The sequence below is a fragment of the Pseudoalteromonas sp. A41-2 genome (genome assembly GCF_015767615.1).
GTDB classification, from domain to species: domain Bacteria; phylum Pseudomonadota; class Gammaproteobacteria; order Enterobacterales; family Alteromonadaceae; genus Pseudoalteromonas; species Pseudoalteromonas lipolytica.
Genome location: NZ_CP065231.1, coordinates 594,568 through 613,793, shown reverse-complemented (window position 1 = coordinate 613,793; position 19,226 = coordinate 594,568). Strand labels below are relative to the sequence as shown.

At 42.7% G+C, this 19,226-nt stretch carries 17 protein-coding genes; 4 read left to right on the top strand and 13 right to left on the bottom strand.

All coding sequences use genetic code 11. The features are described 5' to 3' along the window. The first annotated feature begins 146 nt into the window (after positions 1 to 146). Positions 147 to 554, top strand: a complete 408-nt coding sequence (locus tag IT970_RS02940; RefSeq protein ID WP_036970946.1) for a flagellar basal body-associated protein FliL — start codon at positions 147 to 149, stop codon at positions 552 to 554. A gap of 37 nt (positions 555 to 591) precedes the next feature. Here IT970_RS02940 and glpG read toward each other — a convergent pair whose 3' ends face one another. From glpG to IT970_RS02910, 6 genes are all read right to left on the bottom strand, one after another. After that, positions 592 to 1,407 (bottom strand): rhomboid family intramembrane serine protease GlpG, encoded by an 816-nt coding sequence (gene glpG, locus IT970_RS02935; RefSeq protein ID WP_065978006.1) that lies wholly within the window; start codon positions 1,405 to 1,407, stop codon positions 592 to 594. Then, entirely contained in the window at positions 1,404 to 1,721 is a 318-nt protein-coding gene (gene glpE, locus IT970_RS02930) for a thiosulfate sulfurtransferase GlpE (protein WP_065978005.1), read from the bottom strand. Before glpE ends, glpG begins: the two co-directional genes overlap by 4 nt. A 55-nt stretch (positions 1,722 to 1,776) precedes the next feature. After that, complete coding sequence (tdh, locus tag IT970_RS02925) at positions 1,777 to 2,802, bottom strand: L-threonine 3-dehydrogenase (RefSeq protein WP_036970956.1); 1,026 nt, start codon at positions 2,800 to 2,802, stop codon at positions 1,777 to 1,779. A 54-nt stretch (positions 2,803 to 2,856) separates the two neighbouring features. Further along, entirely contained in the window at positions 2,857 to 4,053 is a 1,197-nt protein-coding gene (locus IT970_RS02920) for a glycine C-acetyltransferase (protein ID WP_196857591.1), read from the bottom strand. A 150-nt stretch (positions 4,054 to 4,203) separates the two neighbouring features. Beyond that, on the bottom strand, positions 4,204 to 4,764 hold the full coding sequence (gmhB, locus tag IT970_RS02915) for a D-glycero-beta-D-manno-heptose 1,7-bisphosphate 7-phosphatase (RefSeq protein ID WP_196857590.1): 561 nt from the start codon (positions 4,762 to 4,764) through the stop codon (positions 4,204 to 4,206). After that, positions 4,764 to 5,822, bottom strand: a complete 1,059-nt coding sequence (locus IT970_RS02910) for a glycosyltransferase family 9 protein (RefSeq protein ID WP_036970965.1) — start codon at positions 5,820 to 5,822, stop codon at positions 4,764 to 4,766. Before IT970_RS02910 ends, gmhB begins: the two co-directional genes overlap by 1 nt. Positions 5,823 to 5,947: 125 nt before the next feature. Between IT970_RS02910 and IT970_RS02905 the strand changes: the two genes are divergently transcribed. Continuing rightward, the gene (locus IT970_RS02905; protein WP_036970968.1) at positions 5,948 to 6,670 is read left to right on the top strand and encodes a 3-deoxy-D-manno-octulosonic acid kinase; all 723 of its coding nucleotides are present in this window, start codon (positions 5,948 to 5,950) and stop codon (positions 6,668 to 6,670) included. On the opposite strand, the gene hldE is transcribed toward IT970_RS02905, so the two are convergent. The 3 genes from hldE to IT970_RS02890 are packed head-to-tail and all read right to left on the bottom strand — an operon-like array spanning position 6,660 to position 10,172. Next, a complete protein-coding gene (hldE, locus tag IT970_RS02900) occupies positions 6,660 to 8,099 on the bottom strand; it encodes a bifunctional D-glycero-beta-D-manno-heptose-7-phosphate kinase/D-glycero-beta-D-manno-heptose 1-phosphate adenylyltransferase HldE (RefSeq protein ID WP_196857589.1) in 1,440 nt (479 codons plus the stop codon). The genes IT970_RS02905 and hldE overlap by 11 nt on opposite strands. Continuing rightward, the gene (locus IT970_RS02895) at positions 8,099 to 8,689 is read right to left on the bottom strand and encodes a D-sedoheptulose-7-phosphate isomerase (RefSeq protein WP_036970972.1); all 591 of its coding nucleotides are present in this window, start codon (positions 8,687 to 8,689) and stop codon (positions 8,099 to 8,101) included. Before IT970_RS02895 ends, hldE begins: the two co-directional genes overlap by 1 nt. A gap of 28 nt (positions 8,690 to 8,717) precedes the next feature. After that, complete coding sequence (locus IT970_RS02890; protein ID WP_075594085.1) at positions 8,718 to 10,172, bottom strand: capsule assembly Wzi family protein; 1,455 nt, start codon at positions 10,170 to 10,172, stop codon at positions 8,718 to 8,720. 153 nt (positions 10,173 to 10,325) lie between these two features. On the opposite strand from IT970_RS02890, the gene waaA reads away from it, so the two are divergent. Next, positions 10,326 to 11,597 carry a lipid IV(A) 3-deoxy-D-manno-octulosonic acid transferase gene (gene waaA / locus IT970_RS02885; RefSeq protein WP_196857588.1) on the top strand — a complete coding sequence of 424 codons (1,272 nt, stop codon included), beginning with the start codon at positions 10,326 to 10,328 and terminating at the stop codon, positions 11,595 to 11,597. A gap of 28 nt (positions 11,598 to 11,625) precedes the next feature. Beyond that, the gene (locus IT970_RS02880) at positions 11,626 to 12,147 is read left to right on the top strand and encodes a DUF1415 domain-containing protein (protein ID WP_036971769.1); all 522 of its coding nucleotides are present in this window, start codon (positions 11,626 to 11,628) and stop codon (positions 12,145 to 12,147) included. A gap of 36 nt (positions 12,148 to 12,183) precedes the next feature. Here the strand turns inward: IT970_RS02880 and IT970_RS02875 are convergent, their stop codons facing one another. The 4 genes from IT970_RS02875 to purL form a co-directional block, all read right to left on the bottom strand. Continuing rightward, on the bottom strand, positions 12,184 to 12,519 hold the full coding sequence (locus IT970_RS02875) for a YdbL family protein (protein WP_182396125.1): 336 nt from the start codon (positions 12,517 to 12,519) through the stop codon (positions 12,184 to 12,186). A 9-nt stretch (positions 12,520 to 12,528) separates the two neighbouring features. Then, positions 12,529 to 12,711: a YnbE family lipoprotein gene (locus IT970_RS02870; protein ID WP_036970983.1), complete on the bottom strand. Its 183-nt coding sequence runs from the start codon at positions 12,709 to 12,711 to the stop codon at positions 12,529 to 12,531. Beyond that, positions 12,704 to 15,181, bottom strand: a complete 2,478-nt coding sequence (locus tag IT970_RS02865) for a YdbH domain-containing protein (RefSeq protein WP_075594083.1) — start codon at positions 15,179 to 15,181, stop codon at positions 12,704 to 12,706. Before IT970_RS02865 ends, IT970_RS02870 begins: the two co-directional genes overlap by 8 nt. A 147-nt stretch (positions 15,182 to 15,328) precedes the next feature. Then, entirely contained in the window at positions 15,329 to 19,213 is a 3,885-nt protein-coding gene (gene purL / locus IT970_RS02860) for a phosphoribosylformylglycinamidine synthase (RefSeq protein WP_075594082.1), read from the bottom strand. Positions 19,214 to 19,226: the final 13 nt, after the last annotated feature.

Here is a 19,226-nt window from a genome sequence, read left to right as displayed (position 1 = left end):
AACCGCGTAAATGATATCACTGCAACCCGTTTCGAAAAAGTCATGATTTAATCTCTACATGGGTTAAAAAACAGAGAACAACCTGTATCTTAAGTTAATTTGGGTATAGACTAAAAACCATTGAATAGGTGGGATATTCTTAAACTATGAAAAAGTCATTGTTATCAATTTACTTGATTAGCATGCTAGTTATTGGCGCTACGACAAGTTTCTCGACACGCGCAGAATCAAATGTCGGTTACTTCGGTTTTGAGCCTGACATTATCACCAATTATATTGGCCAAGGAAATAAAAAACTGGGTTATGTACGGATCACTGTTGATCTAATGCTTAATGATATTTCTGATATTGGTGTGGTTGAGCACCATACTCCACTATTGCGTGATGCGATTGTCGAGATACTGTCAAAAGAACCTGAAGAAAATATCAAGTCGCTCACGGGCCGTGAAGAAATTAGAAAGCGCTGTACAGAAAAACTCAAAGCACTGTTAAAGCAAGAGACTGGACAAGAAATAGTACGTGAAGTATTGTTTACTAAGTATTTATACCATTAAATAAACGTGACGGCAAAGGCCGTCACGTATAATAAAACTACTTACGCGACAATAGTTTATCTGACATGGCGTAAGCCATACCCGCAATAAGCCCTGCTAAATGTGCCCAGTTCGCCATCCTAACCGGCAACATATCCACAAAGCCTAAAATCAGCCACACCAACATAAAGCCAACTATACTGTTGCTAACAAGCGGGGGTTGTTGAGGTCGCATTACACTGTAAATCCAACAGAAACCGAGCAAACCATACACAACACCACTGAGCCCACCAAAGTTCGGACCAACAACTAAAAACTGTGCCCAATTACTGATAAATGCCGTCACTAAGAAAAGCCCAACTAAGGTTAATTTGCCACTGCGTTTTTCTATGTCATTACCCAGTGTCATCCACCAAATCAGGTTAAAAATGAGGTGGATAGCGCTAAAATGAACAATCGCTGGGGTAAACCAGGTTAGCGGCTTAGCAGGGTTAAATTGCAACATACCATAAAGAGTTTCAAACCCACCCAGTAAAAACGCCACAAAAATAGCGATTGAAACCAAGGTAACAGTACGGTTTAACCAGCTCAATGCTTTAAAGCGTGCTTTTAGGTTAAGTGACTGGCCTTGATATAACAACGGCGACTCAGTACTGCCAACTTGCCACGATGCTTGAAGGTACTTTTCGTCATTTGGATTCGCGGTGAACGCTTGCCACAGTGGCTGAGCTTGATGAAAATGCTCAGGAGCAACACAAATAATCACTGTCTTACCATCGTGTGAGCGCAGTTCACCCTGCAAGCCTTTACTTTTAATGTAATCGATAAAGCCTTGCGCGGCGCGAGGATTATTAATGCTGCCCAATTCAATCATCGTTCAATGTGCTCCGGTTGTTGTGTCTGCCATGCTGTAAAGCCGCCATCCATACTGTAGACGTCTTCAAAGCCTTGCTCTACTAAATAGCTTGCTGCGCCTTGAGAACTTACGCCATGATAGCAAACGATAATAATAGGCTGATCAAACTCTTTGTTCATCATAAACTCACTGATATTAGCATTTGATAAATGCTCAGAACCAGGGATATGCCCAGCTTGAAATGAGTTAGGGTCGCGAATATCAGCAATCACCACATCATTTTTATCTAATAATGCAAACGTTTCACTGACTGAAATATGTTTATATGACATAACACTCTCTAAACTAAAAAGGCGGCCGAAAGCCGCCTTATCACACTCTACGGTATTAATCCCAGTTTAGGATTACTTTACCTGATTGGCCTGAAATCATTGTATCAAAGCCTTCTTGGAAATCATCCACTGAGAATTGATGCGTGATAATTGGATTAAGGTCAAGACCAGACTGAATTAGACTCGCCATCTTGTACCACGTTTCAAACATTTCTCGGCCATAAATACCTTTGATAATTAAGCCTTTGAAAATAACTTGATTCCAATCAACCGCCATATCTGATGGTGGAATTCCCAGCATGGCAACTTTACCACCATGATTCATGTTATTTAACATGCTGTTGAATGCAACAGGTACACCTGACATTTCAAGACCAATATCAAAGCCCTCGGTCATTCCGAGCTCTTTCATAATATCTTCTAGGTTTTCATTCGCAACGTTTACAGCGCGTGTCGCGCCCATTTTACGCGCTAAATCTAGGCGGTACTCGTTTACATCAGTAATCACTACATGACGCGCACCGACGTGCTTAGCAACCGCTGCTGCCATGATACCAATTGGACCCGCCCCGGTGATAAGGACATCTTCACCAACAAGATCAAACGACAACGCTGTGTGTACTGCATTCCCGAATGGGTCAAAGATTGATGCTAATTCATCAGAAATATTATCTGGAATTTTAAATGCATTGAATGCAGGGATCACGAGGTATTCGGCAAATGCACCTTCACGGTTCACACCCACACCTGTTGTGTTACGGCATAAATGCACGCGACCAGCGCGACAGTTACGACAGTGACCACAGGTAATATGGCCTTCACCAGAAACACGATCACCCACTTGGAAACCACGTACTTCCTGACCCATATCAACCACTTCACCCACGTATTCGTGGCCAACAACCATAGGTGTTGGAATAGTGTTTTGTGCCCATTCATCCCATTTATAAATATGGACATCTGTTCCACAAATTGCTGTTTTGCGGATTTTAATAAGCAGATCGTTATGGCCAACCTCAGGTTTTGGCGCATCGGTCATCCAGATCCCTGGTTCTGCTTTTAATTTAGATAATGCTTTCATGATTTACACTCAATTAAAAAAACCGAAGCAGGTGCTTCGGTTTAGAAAATAAAATTAGATAACACCCATTTCTTTACCAATACGGGTAAAGGCAGCAATTGCAGTGTCTAATTGCTCTTTTGTATGCGCCGCAGAAATTTGCGTACGAATACGTGCTTGGCCTTTAGGTACAACAGGGAATGAGAAACCTGTTACATAGATACCTTCAGCAAGTAACTTGTCAGCCATCATCGAAGCGACCTTCGCATCGCCAAGCATTACTGGAATAATCGCGTGGTCTTTACCTGCGCAGGTAAACCCTGCTGCTTCCATTTGCTCACGGAAGTAATGAGCGTTATCCCATAATTTAGCGCGAAGTTCGCCACCGTTACTCAACATTTCAAGTACTTTGATTGATGCTGTAACAATTGATGGAGCTAATGAATTAGAAAAAAGATATGGACGTGAACGCTGACGTAACCACTCAACAATTTCTTTTTTACCTGATGTATAACCACCTGATGCGCCGCCCAACGCCTTACCTAATGTGCCGGTAATGATATCGACACGGTCTAATACGCCACAGTATTCAGGTGTTCCTTTACCGTTTTCACCCACAAAGCCAACGGCGTGAGAATCATCAACCATAACTAATGCATCGTATTTATCAGCAAGGTCGCATACTGCTTTAAGATTACAAATAACGCCATCCATTGAAAACACACCGTCAGTGGCAATAAGCTTGGTTTTTGCCCCGGCTTCATCAGCTGCAATTAATTGCCTCTCTAAGTCGCTCATATCATTATTAGCGTAGCGGAAACGTTTTGCTTTACATAAACGAACCCCATCAATGATAGAAGCATGGTTTAACGCATCTGAGATGATGGCATCATCTGGGCCTAAAATTGTTTCAAATAAGCCTGCATTAGCATCAAAACACGATGAGTAAAGGATCGTGTCTTCTGTTTCTAGAAACTCAGAAATTTTGTGCTCTAATGTTTTATGAATATCTTGAGTACCACAGATAAAACGCACTGAAGCAACACCAAAACCATGATCGTCAAGGCCTTGTTGTGCGGCTTTTATTAGCTCTGGGCTATTTGCAAGACCTAAGTAGTTATTTGCACAGAAATTGATAACTTTATCACCTGATGCAACTTCAATTTGAGCTTGTTGCTGTGAAGTAATAACACGTTCGCTTTTGTATAAACCCTCAGCTTTTACTTCATCTATTTGTTGCTGAAGCTGAGTGAAAAACGCAGATGCTCTCATCTGAAATCTCCAAATAATCTTTTAAGTAATCAGAGCCGATTAGCTGTGACTGTGAAATTTGCGCCTATTGTAAAAGCTTAGGCGAACAATTGCACTGTTTGTAGTTCGTCGCACAACCTAAATTAGGCGCGGTAGATAGGAAAAAACTGGTCATACCTGCTGTAAGTGTAAAATCAAATTAGGTAATTCAGCTAACGAGTCGCATACATAGTGCGCATGCTGCTCCGTTGACTCTGCATAACTTTGTCCAGAGCGCACTAAAACACGCGTTGCCACATTGGCTCTTTCGCCAGCGAGTAAATCACCAAGCTTGTCACCAACCATGATACTTTGAGCGGGATCTATGTGGTGCTCTTCAATCGCTTGCAACAACATGCCAGGCGCTGGCTTACGGCATTCACATTCTTGTAAATAGGCAGGCAACGCTTTACTTGGATGGTGTGGACAAAAATAGACATCTAGAATGTGTACGCCGTGTTTTAAAAACTCATTTCTCATCCATTCACTTAAGTGGTGAAAATCTTGCTCTGAGTAATAGCCTCGACCAATTCCAGATTGATTCGTCACGATGATAATTTCATAACCTGCATCAGTGAACTTTTTACACGCCGTAAAGACCCCTGGCACAAACTCAAAATCATCTGGCTTGTATACGTAACCATGGTCAATATTTACAACACCATCGCGGTCTAAAAATAGCACTTTACTCATCACAATTGCTCTTTTAATAAAACAAGATCAAACATTAAAGTAACCTCTTCAACACGTATCTGCGCCATTAAATCTGCACCTTTAACGCGTGTCCCCCACGGCAGCTGGTCTGCTGTTTTACCTGTTTGCTCAAGTAAGTTTTGGTGATAAACCTCAACAACATAATTTTGATATAAATAAGGCCCCGTGCGTTTTGGATTTGAGTGAGCGTATAAACCTATCACCGGTGTACCCACTGTAACGGCCATATGCGCAGGTCCTGTATCAGGCGCAAGCACTAATGAGGCACGCTTTAGCACACACAACAACTCTTTAAGCTGAGTTTTACCAACTAAGTTGAGTACAGGCACGTGACTGTGCGCAATAATTTGCTCAGCCAGTTCATTTTCAAGGGGTGTTGGCCCCCCCGTAATCACAACTGAGAATCCTTGATTATGAGCGTAATCAGCGAGCGCAGCATAACGTTCAGGAAGCCAGTTACGCTCTTTTTTACTGGCCGCAGGTGAAATAACAAAAATACGTCCTGCTAACCGCTCAGTACCGAGTAAAGTATCTGCCGTATGTTGATGAGCATCTGTTATTGGCATCTGCCAGCTAGGCTCATACTCTGGTACACCGATTGCTTTTGCAAAACCTTGGAACCCTTCAAGAACATGTGCTTCTGCTTGAGCTGCAATTCGCTTATTGATAAATAGGCTATGTAATTCTTTTGAACGTGCCCAGTCAAAGCCCACTTTAACTTTAGCAGGTATACAACGTGCAGCAAGATTAGCTCTGAGCGCTACCTGCATATGAAGTAACACATCAAACTTTCGCCCTTTAAAGGTTTCTTTAAGTTGTTTGTATGCTTGCTTACCCTGCTTTTTATCAAATACAACAAACTCAACACCCGGTAAATCAGCAAGCAGCATCGCTTCCACTTTACCAATAACCCAAGTGATTTTCGCATGAGGATGCGCTTTTTGAATTGCTTGCACCGCCGACACCGCATGACATACATCACCAATAGCCGAAAGCCTTAATATACAAATATCTGAATAGGAGGTTGATTGAGTCACGTGCACCCTTAGCAACAGCAAATAATAGGCGATCTTAAATTAACCTGATGCTATTGCAAGCACTTATGCGAAAAGCTAAAAATGCGGTACTATATAGCTATTCACTGTTTATATTTTAAGTTGTTATGTTCGACATTCAGCATCTGCAAAATTCGACCCTTTTGTGCCACCCTGCATACACTCAGATGCTTACATATGACTGGTTTGATGCTCACTTTTGGCAACAACAAAATAAAATAGTTGGCGCTAAAAAAGGCCGAGCAACGGCCTGGTTTTTTAAGCATGAACAACTGACTGGTGTATTGCGTCATTATTGGCGTGGCGGACTCATAGGCAAACTATTAACAGATCAATATGTGTATGTCGGCTTAGAGCACACGCGGGTTTACAAAGAGTTTTCGTTGATGATGCACTTAACTGAGTTAGGCTTAAATGTGCCCACACCTATCGCTGCAAAAGTCACACGAAGTGGTTTTATTTATCGAGGCGATATTATCACCGAGGCAGTAAAAGGAGCACAAAGCCTTTTAGATATTTTGGTGACTCGCCCGTTAACTCATGACGAATTAAAGAATGTGGCCACAACGCTCAGTGAATTTCATAACCGCGGTGTTTATCACGCTGATTTGAATATCAATAATATTTTATTTGACGAAGCGGGTAAGGTCTTTATTATCGATTTTGACCGTGGTGAAATAAGACAGCCCGAAATTGCGTGGCAACAAGAAAATATTAAACGCCTTGCCCGTTCATTTGCCAAAGAACAAGGCCGTAATGAGATAATGCACTGGCAACAAAGTGATTGGCAGTCACTGTATTGTGACTACCAAGCATTGCTTAAGATTTAATTTTGCTGATGACGTTAGACGTCGAGCAACCATTAAGGAACTCAAGCACTTCAACTTTACCGCCATGGCGTAATACATGGTCTGCACCCGCAATTTGATCAACCGTGTAATCACCCCCTTTCACCAGTACATCGGGGCTAATTTGCTCGATGAGCTTAGCTGGCGTGTCACTCTCTTGTGCACTACCAAATGGAATTACCCAGTCAACCGATGCAAGCGCACTGAGAACCATAGCCCGCTCTTCAAGCGGGTTTATTGGACGTTCAGGTCCTTTAAGACGCGTGATTGATTCGTCATTATTTAAGCCAACAACTAAACGATCGCCTCTGGCTTTTGCCTGCGCTAGATAACGCACATGACCTGCGTGTAGAATATCGAAGCAGCCATTGGTAAAAACAATTTTCTCACCATTTTGTTTTGCAAACTCGATATGCTGCAACACATCTTCAAATGGCGTTTGATAATGCTCGCCGGTTTGCTGTAAGTACTGACCCAATTTACGACTCAATTCTTCAGGAGATACCGTCGCTGCGCCTAGTTTACTTACGGCAATACCCGCTGCAAGATTAGCAATTTCAACGGCATCTTTAGGTTGCATGCCAGCGCCTAGCATCACCGCTAATGTAGCAATTACAGTATCTCCGGCACCAGTAACATCACTGACTTCTAATTGCTGCGCCGCAAAGTCATGCTTCTCAGTTTGACTGATTAACGACATTCCTTGCTCTGAACGAGTTAATAACATCGCCGCAACGCCCGCATCTTCAATAAGCTGGCGCGCACTCTCGGTTAAGCTTTGCTCAGACTCAGTTTTACCACCAGCCAGCTTAAATTCATTTAAGTTTGGCGTAATATAATCGGCACCACGATACAAATTTAGATCCGATGATTTAGGATCAACAAGAACCGTTTTACCTGCTTTTTTAGCCACTTGGATCATGGCTTGAATTAAGCTTAGCGAGCCTTTGTTGTAATCAGAAAATAGTACAAAGTCATAATCATCTAACACTAACTCTAAACGATTCAAAAGCAACTGGCTGTGTTGTTCAGTAAAGGTTTCTTCTAAATCTAGGCGCACCACTTGCTGATGACGACTTATCACGCGCATTTTAGATATGGTGGGTAAATCACAGACGCTAACAAGCTGCGAATCAATTTTCTCAGAACTCAAAATGGTTTCAAGAATTTGCCCGCTCTCATCTTCACCAACAAGCCCTAATAAACCGACCTTACCATCTAAACGGGCAATATTTTTAGCCACGTTTGCAGCGCCACCCGCTTTGTCTTCAAACTTACTGACTTTAACTACGGGCACCGGGGCTTCTGGTGAAATACGACCCGAGTCACCATGCCAGTAACGGTCTAGCATCACATCACCAACAACTAAAATTCGCGCTTTAGATAAGTTTTTAAGTAACGCTAAATCCATTACTGTTGCTCCGCTACAACCATATCAATGGCTTCACATAACCAGTGACCGATAAACATATGTGCTTCTTGAATGCGTGCTGTTTCATCGTTTTTAATGATAATTGGCAGCTTCGCGATATCTTTCACTTTACCGCCGTCACGGCCAGTTAAAGCCACTGTGAAAGCGCCTATTTCATTAGCCGCAGCAAGCGCAAGATTAATATTAGGGCTAGTGCCTGAAGTCGTTAAGCCAATCACTAAATCTTCAGGTTTACACAACGCCTGAACTTGGCGTTCAAACACAGTATCAAAATGATAGTCATTACTGTGCGCCGTTAAAATTGACGTGTCAGTTGTCAATGCGATTGAAGCAAGCGGCCCACGCTCTAACTTATAACGTACAACAAACTCTGCCGCTAAATGCTGCGCATCGGCGGCACTGCCACCATTACCAAACCAAATTACTTTACCACCTGCCTGCAAAGCGCTGTGGCATGCTTCAAGTAATTGCATTACCTCAGGATGATAAGTTTCCATGGTCTCAAACAGCATTTGATGACGATTTAAACTTTCTAGGTAGCTTGCCGCTACAGAATCAAGATTAGACATATAAATTCCTTAAAAAAAACGGCTAGACCTACCAGTATAATGCAACAGATAGCCAAGTATAATTTTCACCAAACACATCTTCGCCATAAGTCAGGGTGGTTTCGAGTGTATGTTCATTCAATTGACGCGTATTGCTCAGTTGAAGTTCAATGGCACTTTCGTATTCTTTACTATAACCGCCAATATCATAATGGTAGTTACTCTCATTTTTAATGCTTGTTAATTTCGCTACCCATAAAGAGCTCAGAGACTCTAAGTAGCTCAGCTCTAATACATGAGTTTGAGATGGAACACCATCTCCGAAATAGCGTTGATCCGCTGCAAAATGTCCTACGACAAAACCATCAACGGTGTTCCCAAAAGTTGGATATATATAATTTTCATACCACAAACTGTGCATATTTGTATGCTCATAGCGTAGCGCAACGGTATCCGTTATTTGTGGGAAGAAAGCACCGATACTATAAGCAATATTGCCGAATTGGTAATTTTGGTGCTCTTTTGTGTCTTCGCCACCGTACTCAAAATACAACTCGGTTGGAAAGCCAAAATCAAAATTGATAGTGCTAGTGATAGATGCAAACTGATCCCCTAGCTCATTATCTGGCCCACCTGCAAGCTCGCTATTATCATTACCCGCTGGGTCAAAAAATGCATCAAACACATCACCTGCATCAACCTCTCGAGGACCACCACCAAATTGCATCATACGGTTGATGCCAATTTTCCAACCACTTAGGGGTTCTATACTGAAATGCGTACCAGCAAGCTTTGGCGTGCCGCTATGCAGCTCCCCTTGATATAAAATACCGTTTTCGACATGCTCTAATTCAGAATAATACAGCTCAAAGTCAAAATTCCACCAATTATGCGCAGGTTGCACCATACCTAATGAAATAGAAGGGGCTGTTTTTGCATTAGTAGAAATAATTTGAGCTGAATGTTTAAACGGTGAAAACCAATGTTCTTTATAACCAACATTCAGTTGCAAATCATCTCCAGCAAAACTTACAAAAGTATTGTAATTCACAAATTTATTTTGCTTGGCTCTGTAATCAACACCAACTTGTACTAAGGTATAATCGTTTGCACGCCAAATACCTTCAAAAAAGCCTTGGCCCCACTCATCTGAGCTTAAACCACGTTGATTAGCAATTTTCTTCGTAGTATCACCATCGACCTGAAATTTTAGACCCACACGCGTAATAGCATCTTCACGCTGATAGGGTTTAATCTTAGCGCGGATCGCTGCAGCCAAACTTGGCGCTTTATTTTCAAGTTCATTAAGTGCGTATTCTACCTCAGCCAAACGATATGGCTTCGTCATAGGTGTGCCTGAGGTTAATGCAAATAAAGTATCTAATTGATGATCAAGCTGTGCATCCATGCCAATCGGTAAGTAAGCGGTGGGTGTTGCCAATAAAGGAGAAGAGCAACTGAGTAACACGCTTATAGCCGTGGCTTTTATCATTTTAAATTTCATAACTATAAAGACTAAATATAAAGTAACTGAAATACTACCAAATTAGCGGCGACGAAACACTTAAAACTCTGCAAGATAACCCTTTTTAACATTTTATATTTAGCTCGATTGGCTAACACGCTATCATAATGTTTTACACTGATAGGCTAACCAATGGCACGTATTTTATATTCTCTCATTTTATACATTCTTAGCCCGCTTATTATTTTCTACCTTTACGCTTTGCGTGGAAAAAAAAATAAAGGCTACCGTGCGCATTTTACACATCGTTTTGGTGTTTCATCATTACAACAGCATGACGTGGTTATACATTGCGCGTCTGTTGGTGAGGTTTTAGCAGCAACGCCACTTATCAAGGCGCTGCAACAGAAAAATTCGCAGCTAAGTATTTTAGTAACCTGTAATACACCCACTGGTCGTGAGCAAATAAAGAACAACTTTAAAAATACGCTCAGTTGCTGTTATTTACCGATTGATTTCCCGTGTGCCACCAGCCGGTTTTTAAAGCGAATTAAGCCTCGCGTCCTGTGCATTCTGGAAACAGAGTTGTGGCCCAATTTAATGGCGCAATGTAAAAAACGCAATATTGAAGTACTTGTTTTAAATGCGCGGCTTTCAGCTAAGTCGCAGCAGGGGTATCAAAAAGTGATGCCTTTAACAAACGTGATTATGAACTCAATTAGCGCCCTTGCCAGTCATAACCAAGATGATGCTAACCGTTTTATTGAGTTAGGTTTAGCGCCGCAGAAGGTGCGTGTCTTTGGCTCAATTAAATTTGATATTACCCCCACGCGCGCGCAATTAGATAAAGTCGCCGCTCTTAAGAGCGAATATAACAACGCGCGCTTTATTTGGGTTGCAGGTTCAACCCACCCAATTGAACATGAGCGTGTTCTAAGTGCACATCAGCAGTTGCTCAGTGTAGTACCCGATGCCCTGTTAATTATAGCTCCGCGTCATCCTGAACAATTTGATAAAGTAGCATTACTCCTTAAACATTCAGACATGACTTTTAGTCGTCGCAGCGAGAATAATTATACGAGCCAACAAGTCGTTCTTGCCGATACCTTAGGTGAACTACAATGCCTGTATGGCGTTGCTCGCATAAGCTACATTGGCGGCAGTTTAATTGAACGAGGTGGCCATAACCCACTCGAGTCTGCGGCATTTTCAGTTGGCGTACTAGCAGGTCCTCACACGTATAATTTTGACCATATTTACCCTGAGCTTATAAACGCTGAAGGCGCTAAAACAGTTAACAATGAACAGCACCTTGCTGAAACACTTATCGCTTTAAGTGCCGATAACGAGGCCCTCGTTAAGTTAGGTCAACAAGCCGCAAAATGTGTTGTTAATAATCAAGGTGCTATTCGTAAAACAGTGCAATTAATTGAGCAATTTTTAGAGAAACAACGTGAATCATAACCAGCCAAAAAGCCGTCCCGAACTACAAATGCGCGAATGGGTATCAAGTGTCATTGTGAAATACAACTTTTGCCCATTTGCCCGTAAAGAAGTAGAAAACAACTGTATTCACTATCAAGTCAGTCCGTCAGTAACGCTAGATGATGCTGTCATGGATATGCTTGAGCAATGCACGGAACTTGACCACAATGAGCAGCGCGAAACAACTTTACTAATGTTTGAGCAAGGCTTTAGTGATTTTGACGAGTTTTTAGATTTGGTCGACCTAGCCAACGCGCTACTAGTTGCACAAGGCTTTGAAGGGAAATATCAAATCGCTAATTTTCATCCCGATTATGTGTTTGCGGATAGTGATGAGACAGATGCTGCAAATTATACAAACCGTGCTCCGTACCCGACACTTCATTTAATTCGTGAAGCGAGTATGAGCGAAGCGCTCGCCAACTACGATGAGCCTGAATCTATTCCTGAGCATAATATTAAACTTGCAAGACGCAAGGGTATCGACTTTTGGCAGCAGCTGTTAAAAAGCTGTATTGATAAAGGCTAAAGCCAGCTTTCGCTGGCTTTTAGCACCTTTAATAGGTTATTTTTTTACCCATTGCCCATTCACTTCAATATAGTGACCAGTTTTTGTTTTTTCGATAGTTTTCGCGGCCGCCAATGCCTCTACTTGCGCTAAAGATAAATTGTTCTTTTTGGCAAGTTTCAAGTATTGCTCTTTACGCTTCGCATTGATTTCATCAACCACGGCTTTCGCTTCACTGTTATTGACGACTAATCCGAGATAACCAGAGCTATCTTCACCCACTAATCCTTGGTTTTTAGCCTCATCTAGGCTAATAGCCCAAGCAGAAAATGATAAACAAACAGCACTGATTAAAGTGATCACATTCAATTTTTTAAGTTGGAATTTACGCATGTTTGCTCCTTAGAATAATTCGCTGTCGTCACTGAATAACGTGTCGAGTTCTTTATCCACTTTAACGCGGATTTCGTGATCAACTTTCACATTTAAGTTGATTGTAATAGGTTCTTTTGCTGCTACCTCAACGCGGTGTGTGCAAGCACTTAACAAACCGACGGCTGTTAGCATTACTAACCATTTAGCCATTATTGCTTCCTTTTTTTGCATACTCTTTCTCAACCTTTTGAGTAATCTCATCACTTAAACGCAGTGCTCTTAATAACGTAAACACATTTTCCTCGTGATTATAGTTAAAATTAACGGCTTGCTGCTGTTTTTCATTAAAGCCTTGTAAGTTAACACCTAAGTGCAGCCACCCATCCGGTTTAAGATCAACACTGCTTTTTAATTGTTTAATATCTAAATTCTCTAACAAGCTAAGCGTGGTACTTAGTTCTTGTTGCTGTGCTTTTACCGCTTCAAAACCTGCATTGTTAGTAATCAATAATTTACCATCGCCTTGATTAACCAGTTGCCCTTGCTTAACGGCAATGCCCTGCTCATTTATAATGACAGGCAAGGTCCCTGCTAAGCGCCCAGATAAACTAATACCAGACTCCGCATCCAGCGTTACCAACTTGCTGGCGTCGATGTTTTCGAACTTAATCATTGCAGTTTGGCTTGTTGCAAGCGGGCAAAATTCATTCACAACAAATGCTCCCCCCATCACAAGACCAGTGACATTTGATGTACATGGCTTATTTGCGTCAACCTGTAATAGGCCTTGTAATTTTGTAACCACAGCACCTGCACGCAGTTCATTAAGTGTAAATTTAGTTGGGGCAATATTAAGCTGACCTGAATTAAACTCTCCCTTCACCTCAACGTTAAAATCATTAGCGAGATAATCATTATAAAGCGCACTGAGCTTAGCAATGCGAATATCCCCGCTTGCCTGCAGTAAGTTTACGTCACCTTTTATAAGGCCCGAGATAACGCCATCGGTTAACGTCGCTAATGGCTCAAACTGCTTTAAAATAGGGTTGAGTTTTGACATAGCTTGTTCAGGTATCACCAACTCAAATGGATGAGCAACCTTAGACATATGATGTGTTATCAGCGCTTCAATACCGTCGACAAAAACATGGTGCGTTGCCTGTAATGCGCGACTTTGGGTTGCATTTGACACCACAGACAAATTCGTTAATGTCAGTTTAGGAGTCACTAGCTTAGCTAATTTACTGGTCGCGCTAATATCAGCAAATAACTCTCCCACACTTAAATCACTCTTCACTGTGAGCTCATTTGTTAGTCCCGACATCTGCATATCTGAATAGGTCGCTGACTTTATAGCACTATTGAGTTTCGCTGTTACGTTCTGTGAATCACTGAGATGCACGTTTATTTTAGTTTTTAAATCAGTCACTTTCGCATCAAAAACTTGAGCTCTTTTAACGGATATATCAGCATTGAGATTACCCGCTATAGGACGAGTAAGTATATTCTCAAGCTCTACTTCACCTTTGATACTCACGCCATCCGCTAGTACATCAATAAAATCAGGCAGTGATGCCATTGAAAGTTGAAATTCAGAGTTAACGCGCCCTGCTTCAATACGAGCCTTCAACATTAGCTTATCTATCTCGTCACTGGTGAAATTTACTACAGCGTGTGAGTAAAGCGTTTTAAGGGGAGCATCTAGCGCTAATTGGGTATTTTTAAACACCAATTGGCCTTGTTTATTACTCGAAGTCAGTTCCAACTCGGGTAAAGAAAGCTGCTTTTGTTGCAGCGCAATGGGTTGTGTAAACTGCACATGCCAAGTAAGGGGGGTGTGTGCTCGTGCAAACTCTTGGTATTGCTGCTGTTCGATTTTATCTAAACAAATAGGTGAAACAACGACTTGACTCTTTAAACCACTCAAATCAGCAGTGAGCTGTTGTTGATTGAGCTGAAATTCAGCCGTTACTTGGCCACGGCTCTGTGCGCTAAAATCACAGTGTTCAATGCTTTGCTTATTTTGCTGATACTGATGTTCATGTTGATAATCGGCAGTAACTGAGCTGGCCACATTGAGTGTTATGCCATCGAACTTAATCTGTAAGTCAGTCGAAAAATGGGCATTTTTTGGCAGCGCAATAAACCTTCCGGCAAGTTCATCATTAAGCATTATATTGGTGACTATCTCACCACCAGTAACCGTGACATCCGCATTAATATCACGGCTGACTGTAAAGTGATTTAAGCGATTTTCTTGCACGGTAACTCTAACCGGCTCGGCGCTAAAACCCGACGAAATATCAAGCTGCTCAATATTTATAAGCGGTCTTTGCTTTGGAAGGTCTAAAGCAAGTTTTTTTAATTCTGTACGCTGATTGTCGCTTTTTGATAAGGGGCTATTGATCGTAAGGTTGGCACGAGAAATGATAATTTGCTGCTTATTAGCACGTATACCCGCAACTTCTAATTGCTGACCTTGATAACTCAAACACAGCTTTTCGACCTTTAAATCAAGCTTTCTTGTTAATGACCAATCAATACAATGCAGCTCAATGCCATTAGCACTCAGCACAGGCGTTAAGTACCATGAGGTCAGTGGTAATCTAAAAATATAGGCAAGCAGAAAAACCCCGAGCACTAAACCTAACAAGCCTGTAATAGCACGTTTAAACTTCAAAAAACTCTCCTTGCCTTTGCTCTCGCTTCTCGCTTCTCGCTTCTCGCTTCTCGCTTCTCAACCCATTATAAACAAAAAGGCTGCACTTAATAGTGCAGCCTTTTTAGTTTAACCGGTTTATATGAACCTAAGTAGATTACTTAAACTCTACCCCACGTTTTTGCGTGCGTTGCGGAACATACGCATCCACGGGCTGTCTTCTGTCCACTCATCAGGGTGCCATGAGTTCGCTACTGTACGGAATACACGCTCAGGGTGAGGCATCATAACCGTTGCACGGCCATCTGTAGACGTAATACCTGTGATACCCTCTGGCGAACCGTTCGGGTTAGCTGGGTATTGCGTTGTTGGGTTACCGTAGTTATCAACAAACTTCACAGCCACAGTGCCTGACTCAAGCGCGGCTTTTACTGCATCGCTGTTAGCAAACTCAGCATGACCTTCACCGTGAGAAACAGCGATTGGCATACGAGAACCCGCCATACCATTAAAGAATACCGATGGGTTTTCTTGTACTTCTACAAGGCTAAAACGTGCTTCAAAACGCTCTGACTTATTGGTTACAAAACGTGGCCAGTGCTCTGTGCCGGGGATCAACTCTTTCAATGTTGAAAGCATTTGACAGCCATTACACACACCTAAGCTGAATGTATCTTCGCGGTGGAAGAAGCTTTGGAACTGCTCGCGAGCCATCTCGTTAAATAAGATTGACTTAGCCCAACCTTCACCCGCACCCAATACGTCACCGTAAGAGAAACCACCACATGCCACTAAGCCTTTAAACTGCTCAAGTGTTAAACGACCTTCAAGAATGTCGCTCATGTGTACGTCTACCGCTGCAAAACCTGCGCGGTTAAATGCCGCAGCCATTTCTAAGTGAGAGTTAACACCTTGCTCACGTAAGATAGCCATTTTCGGTTTTGCACCTGTTGCAATGTAAGGTGCAGCTACGTCTTCGTTTAAGTCGAAGTTTAATTTAACGTTTAGACCTGGGTCTTTGGCATCAAATTTTGCATCAAACTCTTGCTTAGCACACTCTGGGTTATCACGACGTGCTTGCATTTGGTAAGTGGTTTCTGCCCAAATTGTACGAAGCTCTGTGCGTGTGTGATTAAGCACGACTGCATCACCGCGAGTAAATACCACACGGTCATCGGCATTTAATGCACCAATTTCATGGCTAATAGCCGCTAAGCCGTGATCAGCAAGTACCGCTTTAACTGCGTCTAAATCTGCGTTAGCAACTTGAATTACTGCGCCTAGTTCTTCGTTATAAAGTGCTTCGATGTCTGACCCCGTTAAGCCTGCAAGGTCAACCGTTACGCCTGTGTGGCCAGCAAACGCCATTTCAGCGATTGTGGTAAATAAACCACCATCAGAACGGTCGTGGTAAGCAAGTAACTTGTTATCAGCAACAAGCGCTTGCATCGCTTCATAGAAACCTTTTAATAACGCAGGGTTATCAACGTCTGGGGTTACATCACCTAATTGCTTGTAAACCTGTGCTAGGCTTGATGCGCCCAGTCGGTTTTGACCCGCACCTAAATCGACTAATAATAGCGATGACTCACCTTTATCAGTGCGAAGCTGTGGCGTTACTGTTTTACGTACGTCTTCAACGCGACCGAATGCAGTGATGATCAGTGATAATGGAGCTGTTACTGATTTTTGTTCACCGTTTTCATCCCACTGTGTCTTCATCGACATAGAGTCTTTACCCACAGGGATCGTTAAACCAAGTGCCGGACACAACTCTTCACCTACCGCTTTAACCGCTTCGTAAAGACCCGCATCTTCACCTGGGTGACCCGCTGCTGCCATCCAGTTTGCAGATAGCTTGATATTATCAAGGCCACCGATGTTAGCACATGCAATATTAGTTAATGACTCAGCCACCGCTAAACGTGCAGACGCACCATAGTTTAGAAGTGCAGCTGGCGTGCGCTCACCCAATGACATTGCTTCACCGTGATAAGTATCATACGTCGCAGCTGTTACCGCACAGTTTGCAACTGGCACCTGCCAAGGACCGACCATTTGGTCACGTGCAACTAAGCCCGTTACCGTACGGTCACCAATGGTGATTAAGAAAGTTTTTTCTGCAATCGTTGGTAAGCGTAATAAGCGCTGTGCTGCATCAGCTGCATCAATTGCCGTCACATCTAATGGCTGCGACTGTGCTTTTTTAGACTCAACTTCGCGGTGCATTTTTGGTGCTTTACCAAGTAATACATCAAGAGGAAGGTCTACAGGATTATTACCAAAGTGGCTGTCTTCAACCGTTAAGTGACGCTCTTCAGTGGCTTCACCAATCACTGCGAATTCTGCACGTTCACGTTTACAAATTGCCTCGAAACGTGGGAAATCTTCTGGCGCAACAGCAAGTACATAGCGTTCTTGTGATTCGTTACACCAAATTTCGTGTGGTGCCATACCCGGCTCATCATTCGGGATATCACGTAGTTGGAATTTACCACCACGGCCACCGTCGTCTACCAGCTCAGGGAATGCGTTTGATAAACCACCCGCACCCACATCGTGAATGAAAGCGATTGGGTTTGCATCACCTAATTGCCAACATTTGTCGATAACTTCCTGACAACGGCGCTCCATTTCAGGGTTTTCACGTTGAACAGAGGCAAAATCAAGATCTTCATTCGATTGGCCAGATGTCATACTTGACGCAGCACCACCACCTAGACCGATGTTCATCGCAGGACCACCTAGTGCAATAAGTTTTGCACCAACTGGGATTTCACCTTTTTGAACATGCTCAGAACGGATATTACCTAAACCACCGGCAAGCATAATTGGTTTGTGGTAACCACGTACTTCTTCACCATTATGGCTTGATACTTTTTCTTCGTATGTACGGAAATAACCAAGTAGATTAGGACGACCAAATTCGTTGTTAAATGCCGCGCCACCTAATGGACCGTCTGTCATGATATCAAGTGCAGTAACGATACGACCTGGTTTGCCGAAATCAGTTTCCCACGGTTGCTCATAACCAGGAATACGTAAGTTAGATACCGTAAAGCCAACTAAACCCGCTTTAGGTTTAGAACCACGGCCTGTTGCACCCTCATCACGAATTTCACCACCAGAGCCTGTTGATGCACCTGAGAATGGCGCAATAGCTGTTGGGTGGTTGTGAGTTTCAACTTTCATCAAAATTTCGATGTTTTCTTGATGATACGCGTACTCACCTTCGTTATTCGGGAAGAAGCGACCCGCTACCGAGCCTTTCATTACCGCAGCGTTATCTTTATAAGCTGATAGTACGTTTTCAGGATTTTGCTCGTAGGTGTTTTTGATCATTTTGAACAATGATTTTGGCTGTTCGATGCCATCAATTGTCCAATCAGCATTAAAGATTTTATGACGACAGTGCTCAGAGTTTGCTTGTGCAAACATGAATAATTCGATGTCGTTCGGATTACGCCCTAACTTTTGGAAGTTTTCTACCAGGTAATCAATTTCGTCATCAGCAAGTGCAAAACCTTGCTCAACATTAGCTGTCGCAAGCGCTTCACGGCCACCACCTAAAATGTCAACTGATGACATAGGACGTGGTTCATCATGACGGAACAGCTTAGCAGCATCAGCCATCTCAGCGTGTGTTGCTTCTGTCATACGGTCATGCAATAACGCAGCAACGTCTGCAAGCTGCTCAGCACTTAACTGACCTTCAACATAATATGCAATACCACGTTCTACACGGTGAACTTGGCTCAAACCACAGTTGTGTGCAATGTCAGTTGCTTTAGATGCCCAAGGCGAAATAGTACCAGGACGCGGCGTTACAAGAATTAACGACCCTGCTGGTGTATGCTCGGCAATAGTTGGACCATAAGTAAGAAGCTTCTCCAGTTTAGTGTGCTCATCAGCTGAAAGCTCAGCAGTAAGATCAGCAAAATGCATGAATTCTGCATAAACATTGGTGACTGGAAGTTGCGCCTGTTGGCAACGCGCTAAAATTTTCTGAACTCTAAAATCGGAAAGTGCTGGTGCACCACGAAGGATCAACATAGGTATTTTCATC